We start from the raw sequence: 17330 nt of genomic DNA, 5'->3' as shown, positions 1-17330 counted from the left end.
GGCAGAACTCGGTTCCCTCCGGGTCGGTCATCACGATGATCCCCTCGTCCGTGTCGTTGGGCTCGAGCCGGTACAGCCGCTTCGCTCCATGCCGCCTCCGACCGCTCGAAACCCGTCCACGTCCTCGCCCCGGTCGCTTCCCGGAACGCACCGCCATCCTCGCCCCGCCCTCGGACAAGCCGCTCGCCGACTCCAGTGTCAGTCATCCGACCCCGCCCCCGACTCCACCGCCTACAGCACCCCCTCCACCACAGAGAGCGCGGCTGGCCCCGCTCGGCCGGGGGCCTTGAGGAACTGTCGTTGGTCGTCCAGGAATCCGTCCGCGAAGAGCGAGCGGGGAGAGAAGAGCGCGGTGAGCGTGGTCCTGCGCTCCGACTGCTCGATGGACTGCTTGAGCAAGGAATGGCTCGCGTCCGGATAGCGCTTGACCGTCAATGCACCGCCCGCGTCCAGCACCTCGCGGTAGACGCGCTCCGTGTCGGCGGTGTCCACGTTGATGTCATGGCCTGCGAGGGTCAGCAACACCGGTATACCGCGCAGGGCGTGGAGGTCTTGTGTGGCGTCCGCGGTGAAGTTCTTGGAGATGAAGCCCCAGCGATCGGCGGTCATGCCCTTCGCGTCGTCGCCCATCGCCCTGACGTACTCCTCGAAGGTCGCGCGGCGTTCCAGCAGTCGGAGTCTGGCGTTGCTCGTGGCGATCGCGGCGTCCGTGCGGGCTGCCGACGCGTTGTCGGCGCGCAGCTCGGAGAGGAGGTTGTAGCGGCCCTGCTGGAGCCAGTTGATCGCGGGGGAGACGGCGATGACGAAGCTCACGGGCGTCTTGGCGGCGATCTTCGGCAGGACCCAGCCCGCCTGGCTGGCGCCCCAGAGCCCGATCCGGTCGCCGTCGATGTCCGGGCGGGCGCGCGCCCAGGCGATGGCGGCGACTGCCTCGTCGGCCCGGTCGTCCATGGACTGGTCGAGCCAGTTGCCGGGTGCGCCCGCGACGCCGGGCTTGTCCCAGGACAGGGAGGCGTACCCCGCCTTGGCGTTCGCTTCCCACATGGGCTTGTAACCATCGTCGTGGGTGGCGCCGACGGGGCCGTCGCCGTGGACGTACACGACCAGGCCGTGGTGCTTGCGGCCGTCCTTGGGGGTGGCCAGTACGCCGTTGAGGGTGTGGCCGCCGTTGCGGATGGAGACCCGCTGCTCGTCCATGGCGTAGGAGTTCTGCCACAGCACCACACCGACGAGGCCGGCGGCTGCCAACAGGACCGTGACCAGTGACCACGCGGCGATGCGGAGCCCGCGCCGTCGGGGCTGGATCTTTGGGCACATGAGATCTGACCGCCTCTGTTTCGGGATTACGCAGCAAACTATCACTCAGTCCACGATCGTCATGAGAATGATAGGTTTGGGTCGAGGTTGCAGCGAGCGAGGGGGTACGGCATGGGACGGGACACGACGGGCGCCGACGCCGGCACTGGACCGGTGACCGTGCGGTGGGGTGTTCCGGCCGGAGCCGAGCGGCGGGCGGCCGAGTTGTACTGGGACGCCTTCGGCCGCAAACTCGGCCCCGCCCTGAACCCGCCGGACAAGGCGGTGGCCTTCCTCGCCGCCCACCTGAACGCCGATCGCGCGGTGTGCGCGTTCCTCGACGGGCAGCTCGTCGGCCTCGCCGGCTACCAGCTCGGCGGCCGGGCCCTCACCGGGGGATCGGCTTCCGCCGTGTTGCGCACGTACGGACACCTGCGAGGACTGCACCGACTCCTGCTCCTCGCCCTGTTCGAGCGGCACCCGGTCCCCGGGCAGCTCGTCATGGACGGCATCGCCGTCGACCCGGGCATGCGCGGCCGCGGCGTCGGAAGCCTGCTCATCGAGGAAGTGGCCGCCGTCGCGGCGGAGCAGGACTGCCGGGAGATCAGACTGGATGTGATCGACACCAACCCGCGCGCCAAGGCCCTGTACGAGCGGCGCGGCTTCACGGCCGTCCGGACACAGCCCACGCCCTACCTGCGCCGGCTGCTCGGGTTCGGCGCGGTGACCACCATGCGGCGCCCTGTCGAGGCGAATGGGCCGAGAGGACTGTCCACACCATGACCGACGACACGATGACCGACCACACGATGAGCGACCACATCGAGATCCCCACCCGCATGCTCGTCCACGCGCTGATCCGCGAGGACGGCACCGTCGGCGCCGACGAGCTGTACATCGTCGCCAACACCCTGGGCATGAGCGACCAGCAGGTGCGGCTGTGCATCAAACGCCTCGTGGCAGAAGGCCGGTTCACCCACCAGGGCCGAGGTCGCAAGGCGGAGCTGCACGCGACCGAGGACACCACGCGTGCCCTCGCCCCCAATGCGGACTTCCTCCGGCACGCATTCCAGCAGGATGCCGGGCTGGCGCCCTGGGACGGTGTCTGGCACCTGGCCGCCTTCGCGGTGCCCGAATCGGCGCGCACGGTACGGGACTCCCTGCGCGAGACGCTCGTCCACCTCGGCGGTGCTCCGCTCCAGGGCGGACTGTACGTCTGCGCCAACTCCTGGGAGCCGTACGTCGAAGAAGCGGCCCATCGCCTCGGAGCCCATGGCACGCTCACCCTCCTCACCACGGCGGACCTGCGCAGGGGCGGCACCCAGGAGCCTGACGAACTCGCCGGTCTCCTGTGGCCCTTGCAGGAGATCGCCGACCGCTACCACCGCCTCAGGCGCATCGCCCAGCCCCGCCTCGCCCGGCTCACCGGCCCTGCCGCGCTCTCCCCGTCCGCACTGCTCACCATCGGGGTCGAACTGGCCGCCGAACTCACACGCGCCATGGAGCCCGACCCGCTGCTGCCCCCGCAGCTCCTGCCCCAGCCCTGGCCCGGCACCCAGGCCCGGGAGCTCGTCGCCCGTTGCTGGGCAGCCCTGTACGACCGAGAACAGGGCGAGGCCCGCCCGGTCCTCTGGCGTCTCTACGCCGGCATCACCCGAGAAGCGGCAGACCGGGCCGCGCCCTGAAAACGGCGGCTGGCGGGTCAGCGGGTGAGCGCGGTCGCCAGGGAGGGGTAGTCGAGGACCATGCCCCGGTCGTCGACCTCGATGTCGCTCTGGAAGTCCCCGGACTGGTAGCGGATCCGGGCTCCGTGCTCGGCGCGGGCCAGATGGGTGTACGTCTGCCGGTTCAAGCTGACCGTCAGGTCGGGGACCGAGACCCACGCCATCGTGAAGAGCTCAGGGCCGGGTCCCGGTTTCCGGTGAAGGGTGTGCCGGAGCACGGGCATGGTGTTGGTGAGCGGGCACAGGCCCAGGTCGCAGTCGAGCGCTCCGTCGAGATCGGGGCGTTCGGCACCGTTCACGGTCCAGCGGCCCTCCCCGTCGTGCCGCAGCTCCAGGGACTCGGTCGACGTGGCGGTCTCGACGGTGACCCCCAGACGGGTGGTCACGTAGCCGCCGGTCGTCTCCAGCTCGTAGGAGACCCAGTACGGCTCGGGAAGCAGACCGACGGCGCGTCCGCGGGCGGAGAGGGAGTCGGGTGCGAAGTCGACCCAGGCGGTGGAGTAGCCCCGGGCGGGGAGGATCTCCCAGGTCCGGGTGATGGATGCAGTGCTCATGAACCCGAGCCTAGGTGTGTTGACCGCGAGCGCTGGACGTACAGGCCGAACCCGGCCGGGTCGCACGAGTAGTGTCTGCGGGATGACCGCGACGCCTACGGACTTCTTGGCCCGTGCCCTGGACGCCCAGGGCGAGCCCCCTTTGCGGCCGCTGCCGCCCGTGGTGGCGGAACTTCTGCGTTCCCTGAGTGCCCCGCCCCGGTTGGCGGCGCACCTGCGGGCGGTTCACGACGTTGCGGTCGAACTGGTCGACTGGGTGCGGGACCGCTACCCGGATCTGGCCGTCGACCGTGACTGCGTCCTCTTCGGTGCGGCGACCCATGACGTGGGGAAGACCCTGCACCCCGAGGAGCTCGTCGGGCCCGGCTCGGCCCACGAGGAGGCCGGCCGTGACCTGCTGCTGAGCCGCGGTTTCGCGCCTGCCCTGGCCCGGTTCGCCGCCACCCACGCCAGCTGGGACGACCCCGCCGTGACGATCGAGGACCTCCTGGTCAGCACAGCCGACAAAGTGTGGAAGGACAAGCGCGTCCGCGACCTCGAGGACAGGCTCGTCACGGCGCTGGCCGGGGCGACGGGGCGGGAGCCTTGGGAGGAGTACCTCGCGCTCGACGACCTGTTCGCCCGACTCGGGGAGGACGCCGGCCATCGCCTGGCGTTCCAATCGGAGTTCCCGGTTCACGCCTGACCCGTCGCTCGGCCGCGCCCTTGACCGCGTCTCCCACCGCAGGGAGGTCACAGCCGCCAGTACGTACCCGCACGGGAATCGACGTGCACCACGTGCCGGCCGACGCGCACCACGTGGTGGTCCGGACCGGACCAGGAGCCGGTGGCGCCGTCGGCGCCGGGCAGTGGGGTCCAGATCTCCAGGAAGGTGCTGCCGTCCGGGTTGGTGCCCCGCTCGACGAGGTTCGCACCCTCCCACCCGAAGGTGCCGGCGTCTTCGCCGGGCTCGCCCGTGAGGTGGTGGAAGCGCACCTCGGAGCCGTCGAAGGAGGTCGTACCGGCGAAACCCCGGCTGTCGGCGTAGTACGGCCCGGCCTGCAGCCACACCACTTCGCTGTCCTCGAGAAGGGGTCCGCCGTTGCGGCTGATGCCGCGCCGCAGCCAGGCGCCGTGCTCGGGCACCGGGACGCCGGGGCCGCCCGGGCCGCCCGGGAAGCGGCCCGCAGGCCCGGGCTCAGGCCCGGTCATCGGCGGCGGGGTGGTCCACGGCCAGGAGCGTCAGCGGTACGTTGCCGCGTACTGCCTGCGAGTAAGGGCAGACCGCGTCCGCCCGGTGCAGCAGGGGCTGGAGGTCCGCCGCCCGCCACCCCGGCAGGCTGACGGTGAGGGCCACCGCGAGGCCGTAGCCCGCGGGCGTGTCCGTGGTGCCGAGCTGCACTTCGCAGGCCACGCGCGCGGCCGAGGCATCCGCCCCGAACTCGGCGGCGACCTCCGCGAGCGCGGAGGTGAAGCAGGCGGCGAAACCGGCCGCGAACAGCTGCTCGGGGTTGGTGGTCCCGGGAACCTTCTTGCGCGGCGGGGCGAGGCGGACGTCCAGGCGCCCGTCGTCCGTGCGGACGGATCCGGTACGGCCCCCGGCCGCATGTGCGGTCGTCGCGTACAGGCTGCGGGTGAGTGGCACGGTCATGGCGTTCGGCCCATCTTGCTCGACGACACGCTGCCCGGGTGCGGACAGCGGAAGGCGCTGCTCGTGCAGCACCTCGCGCGTCGTCGTGCGTAACCGGGTACGGCGCATCTCGTCCGGGGCCTTGGATCCGGCCGCCGGACAATCTAGCAACGGAGGCGGCCGGCCGGGGCCGCGCCCGCGGTGAAGTGCCTCACCCGTTGCCGGCCCCGCCGTGATCCGGGGACGCGGGCCGGTGCCGGCTGCGGAACGCCCCGGGAGGCATGCCCTCCCACCGGGTGAAGGCACGGACCAGGGCCGTCGCGCCGCTCAGGCCGACGAGCGGGGCGATCCGGTCCAGCGGCAGGGCCGTGGTCTCCAGCAGCCGCCTGGCCCGGCCGTGTCGGGCGGTGTCGAGGAGCGCGCGCCACGACGTGCCCTCCGCGTGCAGGGCCCTGCGCAGGGTCCGGACGCTGAGGTTGAGCTCCTTGGCGGGACCCTCGGGGCCCGCGTCCTCGAGCACGGCGTGTTCCAGCCACTGCCGTACGCGCCCGGCGACGGTCCCGGCCGCGGACAGCTGGCGCAGGAGCCGGTCGGCGTAGGCGCGGTGCAGGGCGTTGAGCGCCGGATCGTAGAGGGGGCGGCGCCTGTCGAGGTCCTCGTTGGCGACCGTGATCGCGTTCTCCGGGGCCTCGAAGGTGACGGGGCAGCCGAGGACGCGGGCGTAGGGCTCTGCCGAGCCCGTACGGGGGTGGGCGAACGACACGGCCAGGGGCGCCCAGTCGTCGCCGGAGATCCAGCGGGCCGCCCGCACCATGATGCTCACGATCGCCTCCACCTGCTGGGGGTGCATGGCCGCCGGGTCGACGGTCGGCCGGTAGCAGATCCGGCTGACGCCAGTGCGGCGGTCCAGGTTCACCGTGCCCGCCTGGCTCACCAGGGGGTGGTAGCGCTCGGCCGCCAGCGCGGCGTCCGCGAGGCTGGCGCACGTGAGGATGAGGTGACCCAGGATGTGCAGGCCTTCGGGCCGCATACGGTCGCCCACGAGGAGCCCGGTGTGCGGGCCGGCGCCCTGGGCGCCGAGCACCGCGTCCCACAGGGCGCGCATCTCGCCGAACTCCAGCCGGTCCGTGGGCAAGGCCCAGGAGCCGGACGCGCCGGTGCCCTCAGCCGTGGCGCTCAGGACGGCGAGGGCGTAGCACGCGGTGACGGAGGGCGGATCGATGGCTGACACGTCGGTCAGTCAATGCGCGCGCACCACGCCCGTCAACACCGTCCGTGGGACGGCCGCCCGGAAAGGCCGGTTCCGGAAGTCAACGGATTGGCCGCCCGAGTGAATGACGGGGCCGCGAGCCGCTCCTAAGGTCGGCCTTCGGACACCGAGGGGATCAGGGGCCCATGGAGTGCCGGGGGACGGTGCTGCCCTGATCGCCACCGCTCAGAGGAGTACGCCGTGATTCTCTTCCTGCTCCCCGCAGGCGACTACGACCCCACCGAGGCGGCGGTGCCCTGGGCCGCACTGCGGGACGCCGGCTTCGAGGTGCGGTTCGCAACCCCCGGCGGGAAGGTCGCGCTCGCCGACCCCCGGCTCACGGACCTCGGCTTCTCCTGGCTGTCGCCCTGGCTGATGACCCGCCGCGCCGAGCTGGCCGCCTACCGGCGCCTCACCGAGGACCCCCAGTTCCTCGCCCCCTCCTCGTACGCGGATGTCGATCCGGCCGACATCACGGGCCTGTTCGTACCCGGCGGCCACGCCACGGGCATGCGGACGCTGCTCGAGGACGCCACCGCCCAGGGGCTGTTCGCCCGGGCCTTCACCCAGGGGCTGCCGGTCGGGGCCGTCTGCCACGGCGTGCTGCTCGCCGCCCGGGCCAAGGATCCGGTCACCGGGCGTTCGGTCCTCCACGGCCGGCGGACGACGGCTTTGACCTCCCTGCTGGAGTTGACCGGATGGAACCTCACCCGGTTCTGGCTGGGGCGCTACTACCGCACGTACCGCACCACCGTGCAGCAGGAGGTCACCGCGGCGCTCGCCGATCCGAGTCACTTCCTCGCCGGCCCGCCGCTGCCCCTCCGCGACACCGCCGCCCGGCCCGGACGCGGGTTCACCGTCAAGGACGGCAACTACGTCTCCGCGCGGTGGCCCGGCGACTGCCACCGCCTGGCGGCGGACTACCTGACCCTGGTCCGTGCCCATGCGGCGGGAGCAGTGCCCCGGTCGGGTTGAGTCCGGCTCGCATCGCGCAGGCCAGGCGACCGAGAACCATCTCCGAATTGTCATGAACGCATCGTGAAAGGGATGGGGATGAATCGACGAAGAGCCTTCGGACGAGGCCGGTACCTGTTCAGAGGCAGGTACCTGTTAATCGGCCTGGTCCTCGCGCTGGCCACCCTGCTGCTCGGCCCCGCGGCCACCGGCGCGGCGGCGGACCCGCAGTGGTGGGAGCCCGTGGCGCGCCCGGCCCCGGACTCGCAGGTCAACGTCACGGGGGAGCCGTTCACCGGGACCGACGCCCAGGGCCGGGTCCGCGGATACGTCGACGCGCACGTCCACCTGATGTCCAACGAGGGCTTCGGGGGACGGCTGGTCTGCGGAAAGGTATTCTCCGCGGCGGGGGTCGCGGACGCCCTCAAGGACTGCCCCGAGCACTACCCGAACGGCGTCCTCGCCCTCTTCGACATGATCACCAAGGGCGGTGACGGCAGACACGACCCGAACGGCTGGCCGACGTTCCGCGACTGGCCGGCCCACGACTCCGCCACCCACCAGCAGACCTACTACGCCTGGGTGGAACGGGCCTGGAGGGGCGGCCAGCGGATCCTGGTGAACGACATGGTCACCAACGGAGTCATCTGCTCGCTCTACTTCTTCAAGGACCGCGGCTGCGACGAGATGACCGCGATCAGGCTCCAGATCCAGAAGACGTACGAACTCCAGGACTACGTCGACGCCATGTACGGCGGCGCCGGCAAGGGCTGGTTCCGGGTCGTCACCGAGGCCGCCCAGGCGCGCAGGGTGATCGAGGAGGGCAAGCTCGCGGTCGTCCTCGGGATGGAGACCTCCGAACCGTTCGGCTGCAAGCAGGTCTTCGACCGAGCGCAGTGCACGATGGCCGACATCGACCGCGGCCTGGACGAGCTGCACCGCCTCGGTGTGCGCAGCATGTTCCTGTGCCACAAGTTCGACAACGCCCTGTGCGGCGTCCGGTTCGACTCGGGCACCCAGGGCATGGCCATCAACACCGGCCAGTTCCTTTCGACCGGGACGTTCTGGAGCACGGAGCCGTGCCTCGGACCCCAGCACGACAACCCCATCGGCTTCGGACTTGCCGCAGGACTGTCGGCCGAGGGGGCGCACGAGCACGACGCGGCCGAGGACCCCGGCACCTCGCCGGCGGAGGCCGAGGCCAGGATCCGCGCAGCCCTGCCGGAGGGGGCCGAACTGCCCCAGTACGGCCCCTCACTCCAGGCGCAGTGCAACCGCCGCGGCCTGACCGCGCTGGGCGAGTACGCGGTGCTGGGCATGATGAAGCGCAACATGATGCTCGAGATCGACCACATGAGCGTCAAGGCGGCCGACCGGGCGCTGCAGTTGCTCGAATCCGAGCGCTACTCCGGCGTGCTCTCCACCCACGGCTGGATGGACGACAACTGGACCGAGCGGGTCTACGGCCTGGGCGGCTTCATCACCGGCCACATGTACGAGGCGCCCGCGTTCACCGCCGAGGCGCGCAGACACGCCGCCCTGCGCGCCAAGTACGGCGCCGGGTACGGGATCGGCACCGACATGAACGGCTTCGCCTGGCTCCCCGGCCCCCGGGCCGACGCCGGGAACCCCGTCCGCTACCCCTTCCGCAGTCCCGACGGCGGCTCGGTCCTCGACCGGCAGGTCACCGGCTCGCGCGTGTGGGACGTCAACACCGACGGCGGCGGCACCCACTACGGCCTCGTACCGGACTGGATCGAGGACATCCGGGTCACCGGCGGTCAGGACGTGGTGGACGAGCTCATGCAGGGCGCCGACGGCTACCTGCGCACCTGGGAGCGCACCCGCGGCCACACCACCCCCTACACACCCCTGGTCCGCGGCTACCGCCCCCACGCCGGGCACCTGGCCTCCTCACGTCCCCTGCCCGCCGGGTTCACCCACGAGGGGGTCTGGAAGGTGCTGCGGGACCCCGCGCCCGGCACGGTCCGGCTCTACGAGTGCAAGGTGGCCGACCACTCGCTGCTCACCCCCGACCCGGGGTGTGAGGGTCAACAACCCCTCGGCGCGGTCGGATACGTGTACACCAAGGCGGTGCCGGGCTCGGTGCCCCTCTACCGGTGCTACATACCATCCGCATTCGACCACTTCGTCTCCAACCGAGCCGACTGCGAGGGGCCGTACACGAGGGAGGGCCTGCTCGGCTACGCCATGCCAGTGACCGCGCCGTAGCGGCGCAGGCAAGGGTGCCCCCGGCGCGTGCGACTCCGGGGGCACTCTTGCGAGGACCCGAAGGCAGCGCGAGCCGCCACGGTGTGGTGGCAGCCCGACCTGGAGACCGTCTGATGCTCCCCAGCTACTGCGCCGCCGGACGGACGCTCGTTCGGCGGACTTGCGGCCGGGCGCCGGGTCGCCGTCGCCCTGACGCGATACGAATGTTGTCGCCGCACCATGACCAGGCCGCCTCCGGGGAGACTTCGATGAGCTGCATCAACCGACGTGACCTTGCTCTGCTCGCGCTGCGAGCCGGAACCGGAGCGGTGCTCATGGCGCACGGCACGCAGAAGCTGTTCGGGTGGTTCGGTGGGGCCGGGCTCGACAAGACCGCGGCTGCCATGGAGCACATGGGCTTCACGCCCGGCCGGCACAGCGCCCTGGCCGCGGGGCTCGGGGAGACCGGGGGAGGGGCACTGCTCGTGCTGGGCCTGGCCACCCCGGCCGCCGGTGCCGCAGCCGCGGGGGCCATGGCGGGCGCCGTGGCGGTCCACGCCCCGGCCGGGTTCTTCGCCCAGGGCGGCGGGTACGAGTACCCGGCCTTCCTCGGGTTCACCGCAGCCGCCATCGGCCTCGCCGGCGCGGGCCGCTACTCCCTCGACCACGCCACCGGCCACACCTTCGATCAGCGTTGGATGCTCGCGCTCGCCTTCGCCACCAGCGCCGTCGCGGCAGGAGTCGTAGTCACCAGGCGGGCACGGACCGCGGCGGACACCAGCCAGGAGAACGGCTGAACCTCACGCGGGCGGGCTGGGGCGGTGGTCCGGCGAGGCGGGAGCAGATCCGGAATCGGATGTCGCCCGCGGCCCGCGGTGCCCTGCCGGTCGGAAGCACACAGGGGCCGGGTACCGTCGGAATCGACGACCTCGACTTCACCACCGAGGCCTGAGCTCATCCAGTTCGCCGGGATCCACCACGCTGCCGCGGCTGAAAATATCCTCACCGCGACCAGCCAGGAGGCCACGGCGTGACGACCACGATCACCCGGCCCACCCAGTCCCGGGTCGCGCGCCTGATCACCGATGGGCTCGATCCCAAGACCTGGATCATCGCCGACACGATCCTCATCGGCTGGCACACCGCCCGCCTCGCGGGGGTCGGATGGGGCCTCCTCGGCTGTCTGTTCGCTGCGGTCATTCCCCTGGCCTTCATCAAGTACGGCATCCGCCGCGGTCGCTGGGCTGACCGGCACGTCGGCCACAGGCAGCAGCGCATCACCGTGATGAGCTTCATCGTCGTCTCGGTCGCCACCGGCATCCTTCTGCTGTGGGCCCTCGGCGCCCCTCGGACGATGATTGCGCTGATCGCCGCCATGCTGGTCACCCTGGCGGCCCTCCTCGCGGTGACCCCTGCCTGGAAAATCAGCGTGCACGCAGCCGTATCGTCCGGAAGCGTCGCCATGCTCGCGGTGACCCATGGGCCTTGGCTGCTGCTCGCCTACCCCATGGTCGCCGTCGTCGGCTGGTCCCGGGTCGAGCTGAAGGACCACACCCTTGCCCAGGTTCTTGCGGGCGCTGCTGTGGGCGGGGCCGTCGCTGCCGGCACCTTCACGCTGGTCCGATAGCCGACCAGAAGGCGGGGTCGCCACCGACGGCCGGCGGCCCCGGCCTACGCCGATCCCACTGCGCCTGCTGAAGATCCCCACCCGTAAGCCTGCCGTCCGCCGCTTGCGCAGGCCGGCGATCCGCTGCCGCGGGCGCCCGGGCCCTCGGGGCTCAGTCCAAGTAGGTGAAGGCAAGTGGGTTCGTGAGCTGCCCGCAGGGTGTCGCCGCGAACACCGAGACGGTCTCGGCCGCGGGCCACTGGGGGGTGATGGCGATCAGGGCGGTGTCGCTGAGGACCGCCACGTCGGCGGCCTCCCGTCCCGTGAAGCAGCCGTCGGGTCCCAGGGAGCCGAAGAGCACCCGGGTGTAGGGGGTCAGGCCGCTGCCGTTCAGGGTGACCTGGGTGCCGCCGCTCCTGGGGCCGGCGTCCGGCCGGAGCGCGACGAGTTGCCCCTGTGGGTCCTCGCCCGGTCGGCCCGGGTGGACGGGGAGCGCGCCGGGAGAGCAGCGCGGGGGCCCGGCCGCCTCTGCGCGCGAGGCGGAGTGGACCAGCGGCAGGGTGCACAGCGACAGCGCGGCGAGCAGGATCCCGGCGCGGCGATGGGTACGTCTCAAGGCGGTGCCTTCCAGTGGAGGGGGCGAGGCCGGAGGAACCCGGACCCGCCCCATCATGCGGAGGCCGTACCGCGTGAAGCCAGAACAAAAGGGCTGATGTCGCCCATGAGCCGTTATCCCCTTAGGCCGGGACCGGGGTCCGGGCCGCCCGGTGTGCCTTCTCGTCGGCGTCCGCGAGCCAGAAGTACAACGGCGGCATGACCAGTTCGACAAGAGTCAGCGCCACCTGGAAGCCGTTGGGCCACCCGTGCACTGCGAGCGAGAGCAGCCGCCCGGCCGCGCCGAGCAGGAACACTGCGGCCAGCCACCGGACCGCGCTCGCCGGAATCGGAGACTGGCGGGCCGCCCAGATCCAGGCGAGTCCGTAGCCCGCGAACGTCGCGCCCAGGAACCGGCCGAGGCTGTCGACCGTGGCGCCGGCCGAGCCCGCTCCCGGTATCGCCGCGTTTCCGAGCGCCACGTGTGCGAGCCCGATCGCCACACATGCGGCGCCCATCGCCAGTACGAGCCACTTGAGAGTCCTGGCCATGTTCCGACCTCCCACCCCTGGTAAGTAGACGTATGTCTACTAGTAGCACCCACTAGTAGACGTGTGTCAAGTAGGATCGGACGCGTGCCTCCTCGCCGACGACTCAGCCCCGACGAACGCCGAGCCCAGCTACTCGCCGTCGGCGCGCGGCTCTTCGCCCGGTACCCCTACGACGAGGTGCTGATGGAGGACGTCGCCGAGCAGGCCGGAGTCTCCCGCGCCCTGCTGTACCGCCACTTCGCCGGCAAGCAGGAGCTCTTCGCGGCCGTCTACCGCCAGGCATCCGACCGGCTGCTCGAACAGGTCCCTCTCGACCGGCCCGGTGACCTGCTCGGCCAGCTCGCCGACGGACTCGACGTGCACCTCGACTACTTCATCGCCCACCGCAACACCGTCCTCGCGGCGAACCGTGTGCTCGCGGGCGACCCAGTGGTCCAGACGATCATCGACGGCGAGCTGGACGTCCTGCGGGCCCGGCTCCTCGAGGTCCTCCCGCTCGCGGACGAGTCCGTCCGGGCAGCCGTGGCAGCGGTCCTGAGGAGCTGGCTGGTGTTCGTCCGGGTGCTCTGCCTGGACTGGCTCACCGTGGAGACGTGTACGCGGACGGAGCTGCGCGACACCTGTGTCGGCGCCCTTCTCGGTGCCCTCCGTCCGTTCCTCCGCGCGGACACCACTCAGGCTGTGCCATCAAAGTGATCTCGCGTTCTCAAGAGTGATCGCGGCGACGCTCCCTGGTGCGGCAGCTGAAGGAAACGGCCGAACTCCGCTGGGGTGGTGTCCGGGAGCCTCCGTAAACCGCCCGGGATTCGTTGGCACGCGCTCAACCTTCGGTGGCACAGGAGATAGTTGGCCAAGTCGATGGATGATTGGCCAGCGATCTTCCTGCACGATTCAGAGGAGCCCTTGATGACCACACCGCGGGACTTGTTGATCGTCGCCATGGACATGGAGTCCAGTCACCCTGTCGAACAGGGCGACCTGTCGCTTGCGCTCGCCGGGGCCGAAGTGATCGACCTCCTTGGCGCCCAGGTCATCAGGCTGGACGGGGATCACATCGTGCCAGGTGATCAGCCGGCACTGGCTGATCGCCTGTTGGATGAAGCAGCCGCGTCGCTCGTTCGAGAGGCGCCCTACGAGTCGGTCGCTGACTGCCTGTGGCGCAGAGGCCGCGGCCTCTCCGCGGCCTACCAGGCCGCGCTTGAGGCGGAAGGGCAGCTCATCCGGCAACCTCGCCGCGGGATCTCCTTCCGGTCCGGTCAGCTGGTGCTGGTCGATTCGCCCGCCCGCCGCCAGGCCGCGGACCGCTGGGCATCGGATGAACCCGTCCTCGTCACCCTTGCGGAAGCCGTAGGGGTCCGCGACAAGCGGACCGGAGACTCCCCGGACGTGGCCGACGACACCGTCGCGACGGTGCTGGCCGCCGTCAACGACACATTGGTGGAACTGGCGGCCGTACGGCAACGCCGATCCATCGAGGACGCGGCCTTCGACAACATTTGGCGAGGCGGCGCCGGATGACGACGGGTCTGGCGCACATTCCGTCAGCGACTGCGACTGATGCGTTCGCGAAAAGGTGGAGGTCCGTGGGCGTCTGGGCTCCGCGTCAGATCGTGCGCTGACGCTCCTTCTGGCTGACGGATCGGGCGGCGGAGATGCGGTGTCGGTCGTCTGTCGGGGCTGTTGGTCCGATGTCGGCGGTTCATCGGCGGGCTTTGGCACCTTTCGAGGGACGGCCGGCCGGAGCCCACCGGGCGGCCCCGATCCCGAAGGAGCCACCATGCACACCCCCGTCACTCCCGTCACCCCCGTCACGATCATCGGCGCAGGACTCGGCGGACTCACGCTGGCCCGCGTCCTGCACGTCCACGCAATCCCGGTCACGGTCTACGAGGCGGAGTCCTCCCCGGCGGCGCGCACGCAGGGCGGGATGCTCGACATCCACGACCACAACGGGCAGCTCGCCCTCAAGGCGGCCGGCCTGATGGACGAGTTCCACGCCATCGTCCTGGAGGGCCGCCAGGCGATGCGGGTCCTCGACCGGGACGGGACCGTCCTGCTCGACAAGGCCGACGACGGCACGGGCGGACGCCCCGAGGTGCAGCGGGGCGAGCTGCGCCAGATCCTGCTCGACTCACTCCCGGCGGGCACCGTCCGGTGGGGGCACAAGGTCAGCAGCACGCGCGCCCTGGGCGGGGGCCGCCACGAGGTGACGTTCGACGACGGCGGCACCGTCGTCACCAACCTGCTGGTCGGCGCGGACGGGGCGTGGTCACGGGTCCGGCCGCTGCTCTCCACCGCCACACCCGAGTACACCGGCACGTCGTTCGTCGAGACCTACCTGTTCGACGCCGACACCCGGCACCCCGCCGCCGCGAAAGCGGTCGGCGGCGGGATGCTGATGGTGCCCGCACCGGGCAGGGAGATCTTCGCTCACCGGGAGAGCGGCGACACTCTGCACACCTACGTGGCGCTGGCCAGGCCGCAGGACTGGTTCGCCGCCATAGACTTCACCGATGCCGCCGCAGCCACCGCGCGGATCGCGCAGGAATTCGACGGCTGGGCACCGGAACTCACCGCCCTGATCACCGATGGCGACACCGCGCCGGTCCTGCGCCCCCAATACGCTCTGCCGACCGGGCACCGCTGGGACCGGGTGCCGGGGGTGACCCTGCTCGGCGACGCCGCCCACCTCGCGCCCCCGAACGGCGAAGGCGCCAACCTGGCCATGCTCGATGGCGCCGAACTCGCCCAGGCCCTCGCCGCGCACCCCGACGACATGGAGGCCGCGCTCAGCGAGTACGAGCAGGCCATGTTCCCCCGCAGCGCCGAAGCCGCCACTTTTGAAGGTGCCGAGGTCCACGGGATCGACTCCGACGACAACACGGCGCACGGCCTGGCCACCGCGTCCACTGAAGACAGGCAGACCCCATGAGCCGCTGACCGGTCGGGTACGGGTGCCACTGGGGGCGGCTGACGATCAGTCGCCGAAGTATGCCTCGGCAACGGCGTAGTCCTCGTAGAGGTGGTAGCGGGTGATCCGCCCGTCCCGGACCGTGGTGTGCAGGGCGAACGCGGTGTCGATGTCCCGGCCCGTCTTCTTGACCCCGGAGATCATGCGCCCGATGAGCACCACATCGTCGCCCTCGGCGATGACCTGGCGAAGGTCGAACTCCTTGGCTTGCACATGGGTCTGCAGCAGTTCAAAGAACGTCCGCATGCCCTCCGCCGAGTCGACCTCCGGCACCCACGGAATGCCTGGCGGGTGCGGGATCCGGAACGACACCGATTCGGCGAACAGGGCCGCCGCCTCCCGCCCGTGATGCCCAGCGATGGTTTCCGGTGTCCCGGATAAGGACTCGTCCGCAGAGAAGGATGTCTCTACCCTGAGTCGAAGTGGGACTGCGCGCAGTCCCGCAGGTTGCGGTGCCGTGGCAGAGCGGTCCATTGCGATCGACGTGGGCGAGGTCCCTCTCACGTCGACTGACGGAGACGGGGCGGGCCTGCCCCCATCTGTCCGCGGGTTCGAATCCCGCCGGCACCGCAACCGACCTGGACTTGGTCCAGCGCACTGAATTGCCATGTTGGGCCAGGGCCGCAGAAGTTGGGCCAGAGCCAATACTCAGCGCCATGACTCTCACGTGGAACCAGACGATCCCACCGCTGAGCAACAGACGTTGTCGAAGTCCTCGACAGAGCCACTGTGACCGGGGTCCTTGTCACGGCCCAGGACGTACCTGACTCTCGAGACATGAACGTGTTTGACGGCGGTAACGGCCGGTACCTGGAGATGACCAACGGCGGCACGGCGGTGTTCGTGGACGTGCTGATGCTCGCCGTTTCCACGCTGGCCCGCGAGCCGTGGGACTTCCGCTTCGCCGCCCTGCTGACGCTCCAGGACCAGAACGTGATGGGGCGTGGGGTGGTCGGCTTCGGCCTGGCGGAGCTCGACTGGGGGGACACCCCTCAAGAGCGGGCCGCGGCCAAGGACTTCCTGCTGCGCGTCCTCGATCTGGCGCTGTCCCGCCACCGGTGGGAGGAACTGATGTACGAGCCGCCCCGGGCCGAGGGGTACCTGCGCACGTACCGGGCGATGGTGGAGGAGTTCGACCCTGCGACCGCGAGGGCCGGCTCGGGCGTCCTGCCCGGGCCGCGGGAGGCCGCGATGGCCTCGTGCGTACGTCACCGGGTGCTGGACGCGCTGCCGTTCTGGGAGGCCTGCGTGTTCTGCACGGCCGGGGTCTGAGGGCCTACGTCCCTCCGAGACCGGCCTCGGAGGACGCTCCCGCACCCGCCCGGGCGAGCCCGTAGGTGGAGAGCGGGATGCAGGCAACCTCGTGGTGACTAACTCTCGGGCAGGGGCCGGTCGTCAATGACGTTCTCATGACGAGTGTGGAAGTCAGACGCTGGACCCCGGGCAGTCGGGCGAGCCGCTGGTCGTACAACTCCTGGAACGCGGCCAGGTCGGCGGTCGCGCAGGGTGGCGAAGACGAGCGCCTCGACGTTCAGGCCGACGGCAGCCGGGTCGACCACGGCGCGGTAGCCGCGGATCGCGCCCTCGCGTTCCAGATCGCGCAGCCGCCGGTGGCAGGGCGAGACGCTTCGGCGCCGGAGCCCTCGCCACCAGCCGAACAGCTGGCGTTGGAGCGGCTCAGGGCGCTCGGCGGGTCGGTGGGCGACTCGGAGGTGCGGTTCGCCCGCCGGGGGACTGGTCGGTGGCGGAAGTCTGCGGACACCCCTCTCGGTGAGGTGGTCGCGTACCGGCTGGAGCGGCGGGCGGAACTCGGCATCGATGCCGCCCCGCGCAATCAGGAGCGGCTGGAGCGCGTGCGGCGGCACCGCCACCACCCGCCCACGGCAACGCCTCGCGTACGACCATCACATCCGGCGACAGGCCCGTGATCCGCCGGCCCCGGACGACCGCATTGCCTCACCCCGGCATCCTCGACACCGTCTTCGGCGGCGGCTCCTGGAGGCGGGCCGTT

At 71.1% G+C, this 17330-nt stretch carries 19 protein-coding genes, 1 tRNA gene, 1 pseudogene and 1 riboswitch; of the genes and pseudogenes, 12 read left to right on the top strand and 9 right to left on the bottom strand.

The features are described from left to right. Positions 1-231: 231 nt before the first annotated feature. Positions 232-1317, bottom strand: a complete 1086-nt coding sequence (locus OHA89_RS02690; protein ID WP_266615852.1) for a S9 family peptidase — start codon at positions 1315-1317, stop codon at positions 232-234. Between the two features lie 111 nt (positions 1318-1428). Between OHA89_RS02690 and OHA89_RS02685 the strand changes: the two genes are divergently transcribed. After that, complete coding sequence (locus OHA89_RS02685) at positions 1429-2079, top strand: GNAT family N-acetyltransferase (RefSeq protein ID WP_406365086.1); 651 nt, start codon at positions 1429-1431, stop codon at positions 2077-2079. 26 nt (positions 2080-2105) lie between these two features. Then, positions 2106-2981, top strand: a complete 876-nt coding sequence (locus tag OHA89_RS02680) for a PaaX family transcriptional regulator C-terminal domain-containing protein (protein ID WP_266615925.1) — start codon at positions 2106-2108, stop codon at positions 2979-2981. A 17-nt stretch (positions 2982-2998) separates the two neighbouring features. Here OHA89_RS02680 and OHA89_RS02675 read toward each other — a convergent pair whose 3' ends face one another. Beyond that, entirely contained in the window at positions 2999-3574 is a 576-nt protein-coding gene (locus OHA89_RS02675; protein WP_406365085.1) for a putative glycolipid-binding domain-containing protein, read from the bottom strand. Positions 3575-3656: 82 nt separating this feature from the next. Here OHA89_RS02675 and OHA89_RS02670 point away from each other — a divergent pair, with 82 nt between their 5' ends. Next, entirely contained in the window at positions 3657-4259 is a 603-nt protein-coding gene (locus OHA89_RS02670) for an HD domain-containing protein (RefSeq protein ID WP_266615848.1), read from the top strand. A gap of 47 nt (positions 4260-4306) precedes the next feature. Here OHA89_RS02670 and OHA89_RS02665 read toward each other — a convergent pair whose 3' ends face one another. The 3 genes from OHA89_RS02665 to OHA89_RS02655 all read right to left on the bottom strand — a co-directional run bounded on the left by OHA89_RS02665 (position 4307) and on the right by OHA89_RS02655 (position 6414). After that, positions 4307-4765: a hypothetical protein gene (locus OHA89_RS02665; RefSeq protein WP_257552601.1), complete on the bottom strand. Its 459-nt coding sequence runs from the start codon at positions 4763-4765 to the stop codon at positions 4307-4309. After that, positions 4752-5204 carry an Ohr family peroxiredoxin gene (locus OHA89_RS02660; RefSeq protein ID WP_215149499.1) on the bottom strand — a complete coding sequence of 151 codons (453 nt, stop codon included), beginning with the start codon at positions 5202-5204 and terminating at the stop codon, positions 4752-4754. Before OHA89_RS02660 ends, OHA89_RS02665 begins: the two co-directional genes overlap by 14 nt. 74 nt (positions 5205-5278) lie before the next feature. Beyond that, positions 5279-5340: riboswitch (guanidine-III (ykkC-III) riboswitch) on the bottom strand. A gap of 54 nt (positions 5341-5394) precedes the next feature. After that, positions 5395-6414, bottom strand: coding sequence for an AraC family transcriptional regulator (locus tag OHA89_RS02655; RefSeq protein WP_266615845.1), 1020 nt, complete (start codon positions 6412-6414; stop codon positions 5395-5397). Between the two features lie 219 nt (positions 6415-6633). Here OHA89_RS02655 and OHA89_RS02650 point away from each other — a divergent pair, with 219 nt between their 5' ends. The 4 genes from OHA89_RS02650 to OHA89_RS02635 all read left to right on the top strand — a co-directional run bounded on the left by OHA89_RS02650 (position 6634) and on the right by OHA89_RS02635 (position 11224). Next, positions 6634-7407: a type 1 glutamine amidotransferase domain-containing protein gene (locus OHA89_RS02650; RefSeq protein ID WP_266615843.1), complete on the top strand. Its 774-nt coding sequence runs from the start codon at positions 6634-6636 to the stop codon at positions 7405-7407. A gap of 78 nt (positions 7408-7485) precedes the next feature. Continuing rightward, complete coding sequence (locus OHA89_RS02645) at positions 7486-9618, top strand: membrane dipeptidase (RefSeq protein ID WP_266615841.1); 2133 nt, start codon at positions 7486-7488, stop codon at positions 9616-9618. A gap of 248 nt (positions 9619-9866) precedes the next feature. Then, positions 9867-10394 (top strand): DoxX family protein, encoded by a 528-nt coding sequence (locus tag OHA89_RS02640; RefSeq protein ID WP_215149496.1) that lies wholly within the window; start codon positions 9867-9869, stop codon positions 10392-10394. Positions 10395-10627: 233 nt separating this feature from the next. Next, entirely contained in the window at positions 10628-11224 is a 597-nt protein-coding gene (locus tag OHA89_RS02635; RefSeq protein WP_266615837.1) for a hypothetical protein, read from the top strand. A gap of 151 nt (positions 11225-11375) precedes the next feature. Here OHA89_RS02635 and OHA89_RS02630 read toward each other — a convergent pair whose 3' ends face one another. Both OHA89_RS02630 and OHA89_RS02625 read right to left on the bottom strand, forming a co-directional pair. Further along, the gene (locus OHA89_RS02630) at positions 11376-11819 is read right to left on the bottom strand and encodes an IPT/TIG domain-containing protein (RefSeq protein WP_266615836.1); all 444 of its coding nucleotides are present in this window, start codon (positions 11817-11819) and stop codon (positions 11376-11378) included. A gap of 121 nt (positions 11820-11940) precedes the next feature. Continuing rightward, positions 11941-12348: a DUF4345 domain-containing protein gene (locus OHA89_RS02625; RefSeq protein ID WP_257552593.1), complete on the bottom strand. Its 408-nt coding sequence runs from the start codon at positions 12346-12348 to the stop codon at positions 11941-11943. An 84-nt stretch (positions 12349-12432) separates the two neighbouring features. On the opposite strand from OHA89_RS02625, the gene OHA89_RS02620 reads away from it, so the two are divergent. From OHA89_RS02620 to OHA89_RS02610, 3 genes are all read left to right on the top strand, one after another. Beyond that, positions 12433-13044, top strand: coding sequence for a TetR/AcrR family transcriptional regulator (locus OHA89_RS02620; protein WP_266615835.1), 612 nt, complete (start codon positions 12433-12435; stop codon positions 13042-13044). Positions 13045-13254: 210 nt separating this feature from the next. Beyond that, on the top strand, positions 13255-13866 hold the full coding sequence (locus tag OHA89_RS02615) for a GPP34 family phosphoprotein (RefSeq protein ID WP_406368359.1): 612 nt from the start codon (positions 13255-13257) through the stop codon (positions 13864-13866). Between the two features lie 259 nt (positions 13867-14125). Beyond that, positions 14126-15280: an FAD-dependent oxidoreductase gene (locus tag OHA89_RS02610; RefSeq protein WP_406365082.1), complete on the top strand. Its 1155-nt coding sequence runs from the start codon at positions 14126-14128 to the stop codon at positions 15278-15280. A 45-nt stretch (positions 15281-15325) separates the two neighbouring features. Here OHA89_RS02610 and OHA89_RS02605 read toward each other — a convergent pair whose 3' ends face one another. Further along, the gene (locus OHA89_RS02605) at positions 15326-15793 is read right to left on the bottom strand and encodes a nuclear transport factor 2 family protein (protein WP_406365081.1); all 468 of its coding nucleotides are present in this window, start codon (positions 15791-15793) and stop codon (positions 15326-15328) included. On the opposite strand from OHA89_RS02605, the gene OHA89_RS02600 reads away from it, so the two are divergent. Together OHA89_RS02600 and OHA89_RS02595 are read left to right on the top strand one after the other, a co-directional pair. Further along, positions 15771-15889, top strand: a tRNA-OTHER gene (locus OHA89_RS02600). The two genes, OHA89_RS02605 and OHA89_RS02600, sit on opposite strands and share 23 nt — an antisense overlap. Before the next feature lie 207 nt (positions 15890-16096). Beyond that, a complete protein-coding gene (locus OHA89_RS02595) occupies positions 16097-16591 on the top strand; it encodes a hypothetical protein (RefSeq protein WP_406365080.1) in 495 nt (164 codons plus the stop codon). Between the two features lie 98 nt (positions 16592-16689). On the opposite strand, the pseudogene OHA89_RS02590 reads toward OHA89_RS02595, so the two are convergent. Continuing rightward, positions 16690-16953: pseudogene (locus OHA89_RS02590) on the bottom strand (Lrp/AsnC family transcriptional regulator); the annotation flags it as partial. Positions 16954-17330: the final 377 nt, after the last annotated feature.

This window comes from Streptomyces sp. NBC_01546, assembly GCF_045208355.1.
Classification (GTDB): domain Bacteria; phylum Actinomycetota; class Actinomycetes; order Streptomycetales; family Streptomycetaceae; genus Streptomyces.
This window is presented reverse-complemented; position numbering and strand designations above follow the sequence as displayed.

Bases quoted from the DNA above. Each gene is read 5' to 3' on its own strand.
- OHA89_RS02690 (WP_266615852.1), bottom strand. From the start codon at position 1,317: ATGTGCCCAAAGATCCAGCCCCGACGGCGCGGGCTCCGCATCGCCGCG.
- OHA89_RS02685 (WP_406365086.1), top strand. From the start codon at position 1,429: ATGGGACGGGACACGACGGGCGCCGACGCCGGCACTGGACCGGTGACC.
- OHA89_RS02680 (WP_266615925.1), top strand. From the start codon at position 2,106: ATGAGCGACCACATCGAGATCCCCACCCGCATGCTCGTCCACGCGCTG.
- OHA89_RS02675 (WP_406365085.1), bottom strand. From the start codon at position 3,574: ATGAGCACTGCATCCATCACCCGGACCTGGGAGATCCTCCCCGCCCGG.
- OHA89_RS02670 (WP_266615848.1), top strand. From the start codon at position 3,657: ATGACCGCGACGCCTACGGACTTCTTGGCCCGTGCCCTGGACGCCCAG.
- OHA89_RS02665 (WP_257552601.1), bottom strand. From the start codon at position 4,765: ATGACCGGGCCTGAGCCCGGGCCTGCGGGCCGCTTCCCGGGCGGCCCG.
- OHA89_RS02660 (WP_215149499.1), bottom strand. From the start codon at position 5,204: ATGACCGTGCCACTCACCCGCAGCCTGTACGCGACGACCGCACATGCG.
- OHA89_RS02645 (WP_266615841.1), top strand. From the start codon at position 7,486: ATGAATCGACGAAGAGCCTTCGGACGAGGCCGGTACCTGTTCAGAGGC.
- OHA89_RS02640 (WP_215149496.1), top strand. From the start codon at position 9,867: ATGAGCTGCATCAACCGACGTGACCTTGCTCTGCTCGCGCTGCGAGCC.
- OHA89_RS02625 (WP_257552593.1), bottom strand. From the start codon at position 12,348: ATGGCCAGGACTCTCAAGTGGCTCGTACTGGCGATGGGCGCCGCATGT.
- OHA89_RS02615 (WP_406368359.1), top strand. From the start codon at position 13,255: ATGACCACACCGCGGGACTTGTTGATCGTCGCCATGGACATGGAGTCC.
- OHA89_RS02610 (WP_406365082.1), top strand. From the start codon at position 14,126: ATGCACACCCCCGTCACTCCCGTCACCCCCGTCACGATCATCGGCGCA.
- OHA89_RS02605 (WP_406365081.1), bottom strand. From the start codon at position 15,793: ATGGACCGCTCTGCCACGGCACCGCAACCTGCGGGACTGCGCGCAGTC.
- OHA89_RS02595 (WP_406365080.1), top strand. From the start codon at position 16,097: ATGAACGTGTTTGACGGCGGTAACGGCCGGTACCTGGAGATGACCAAC.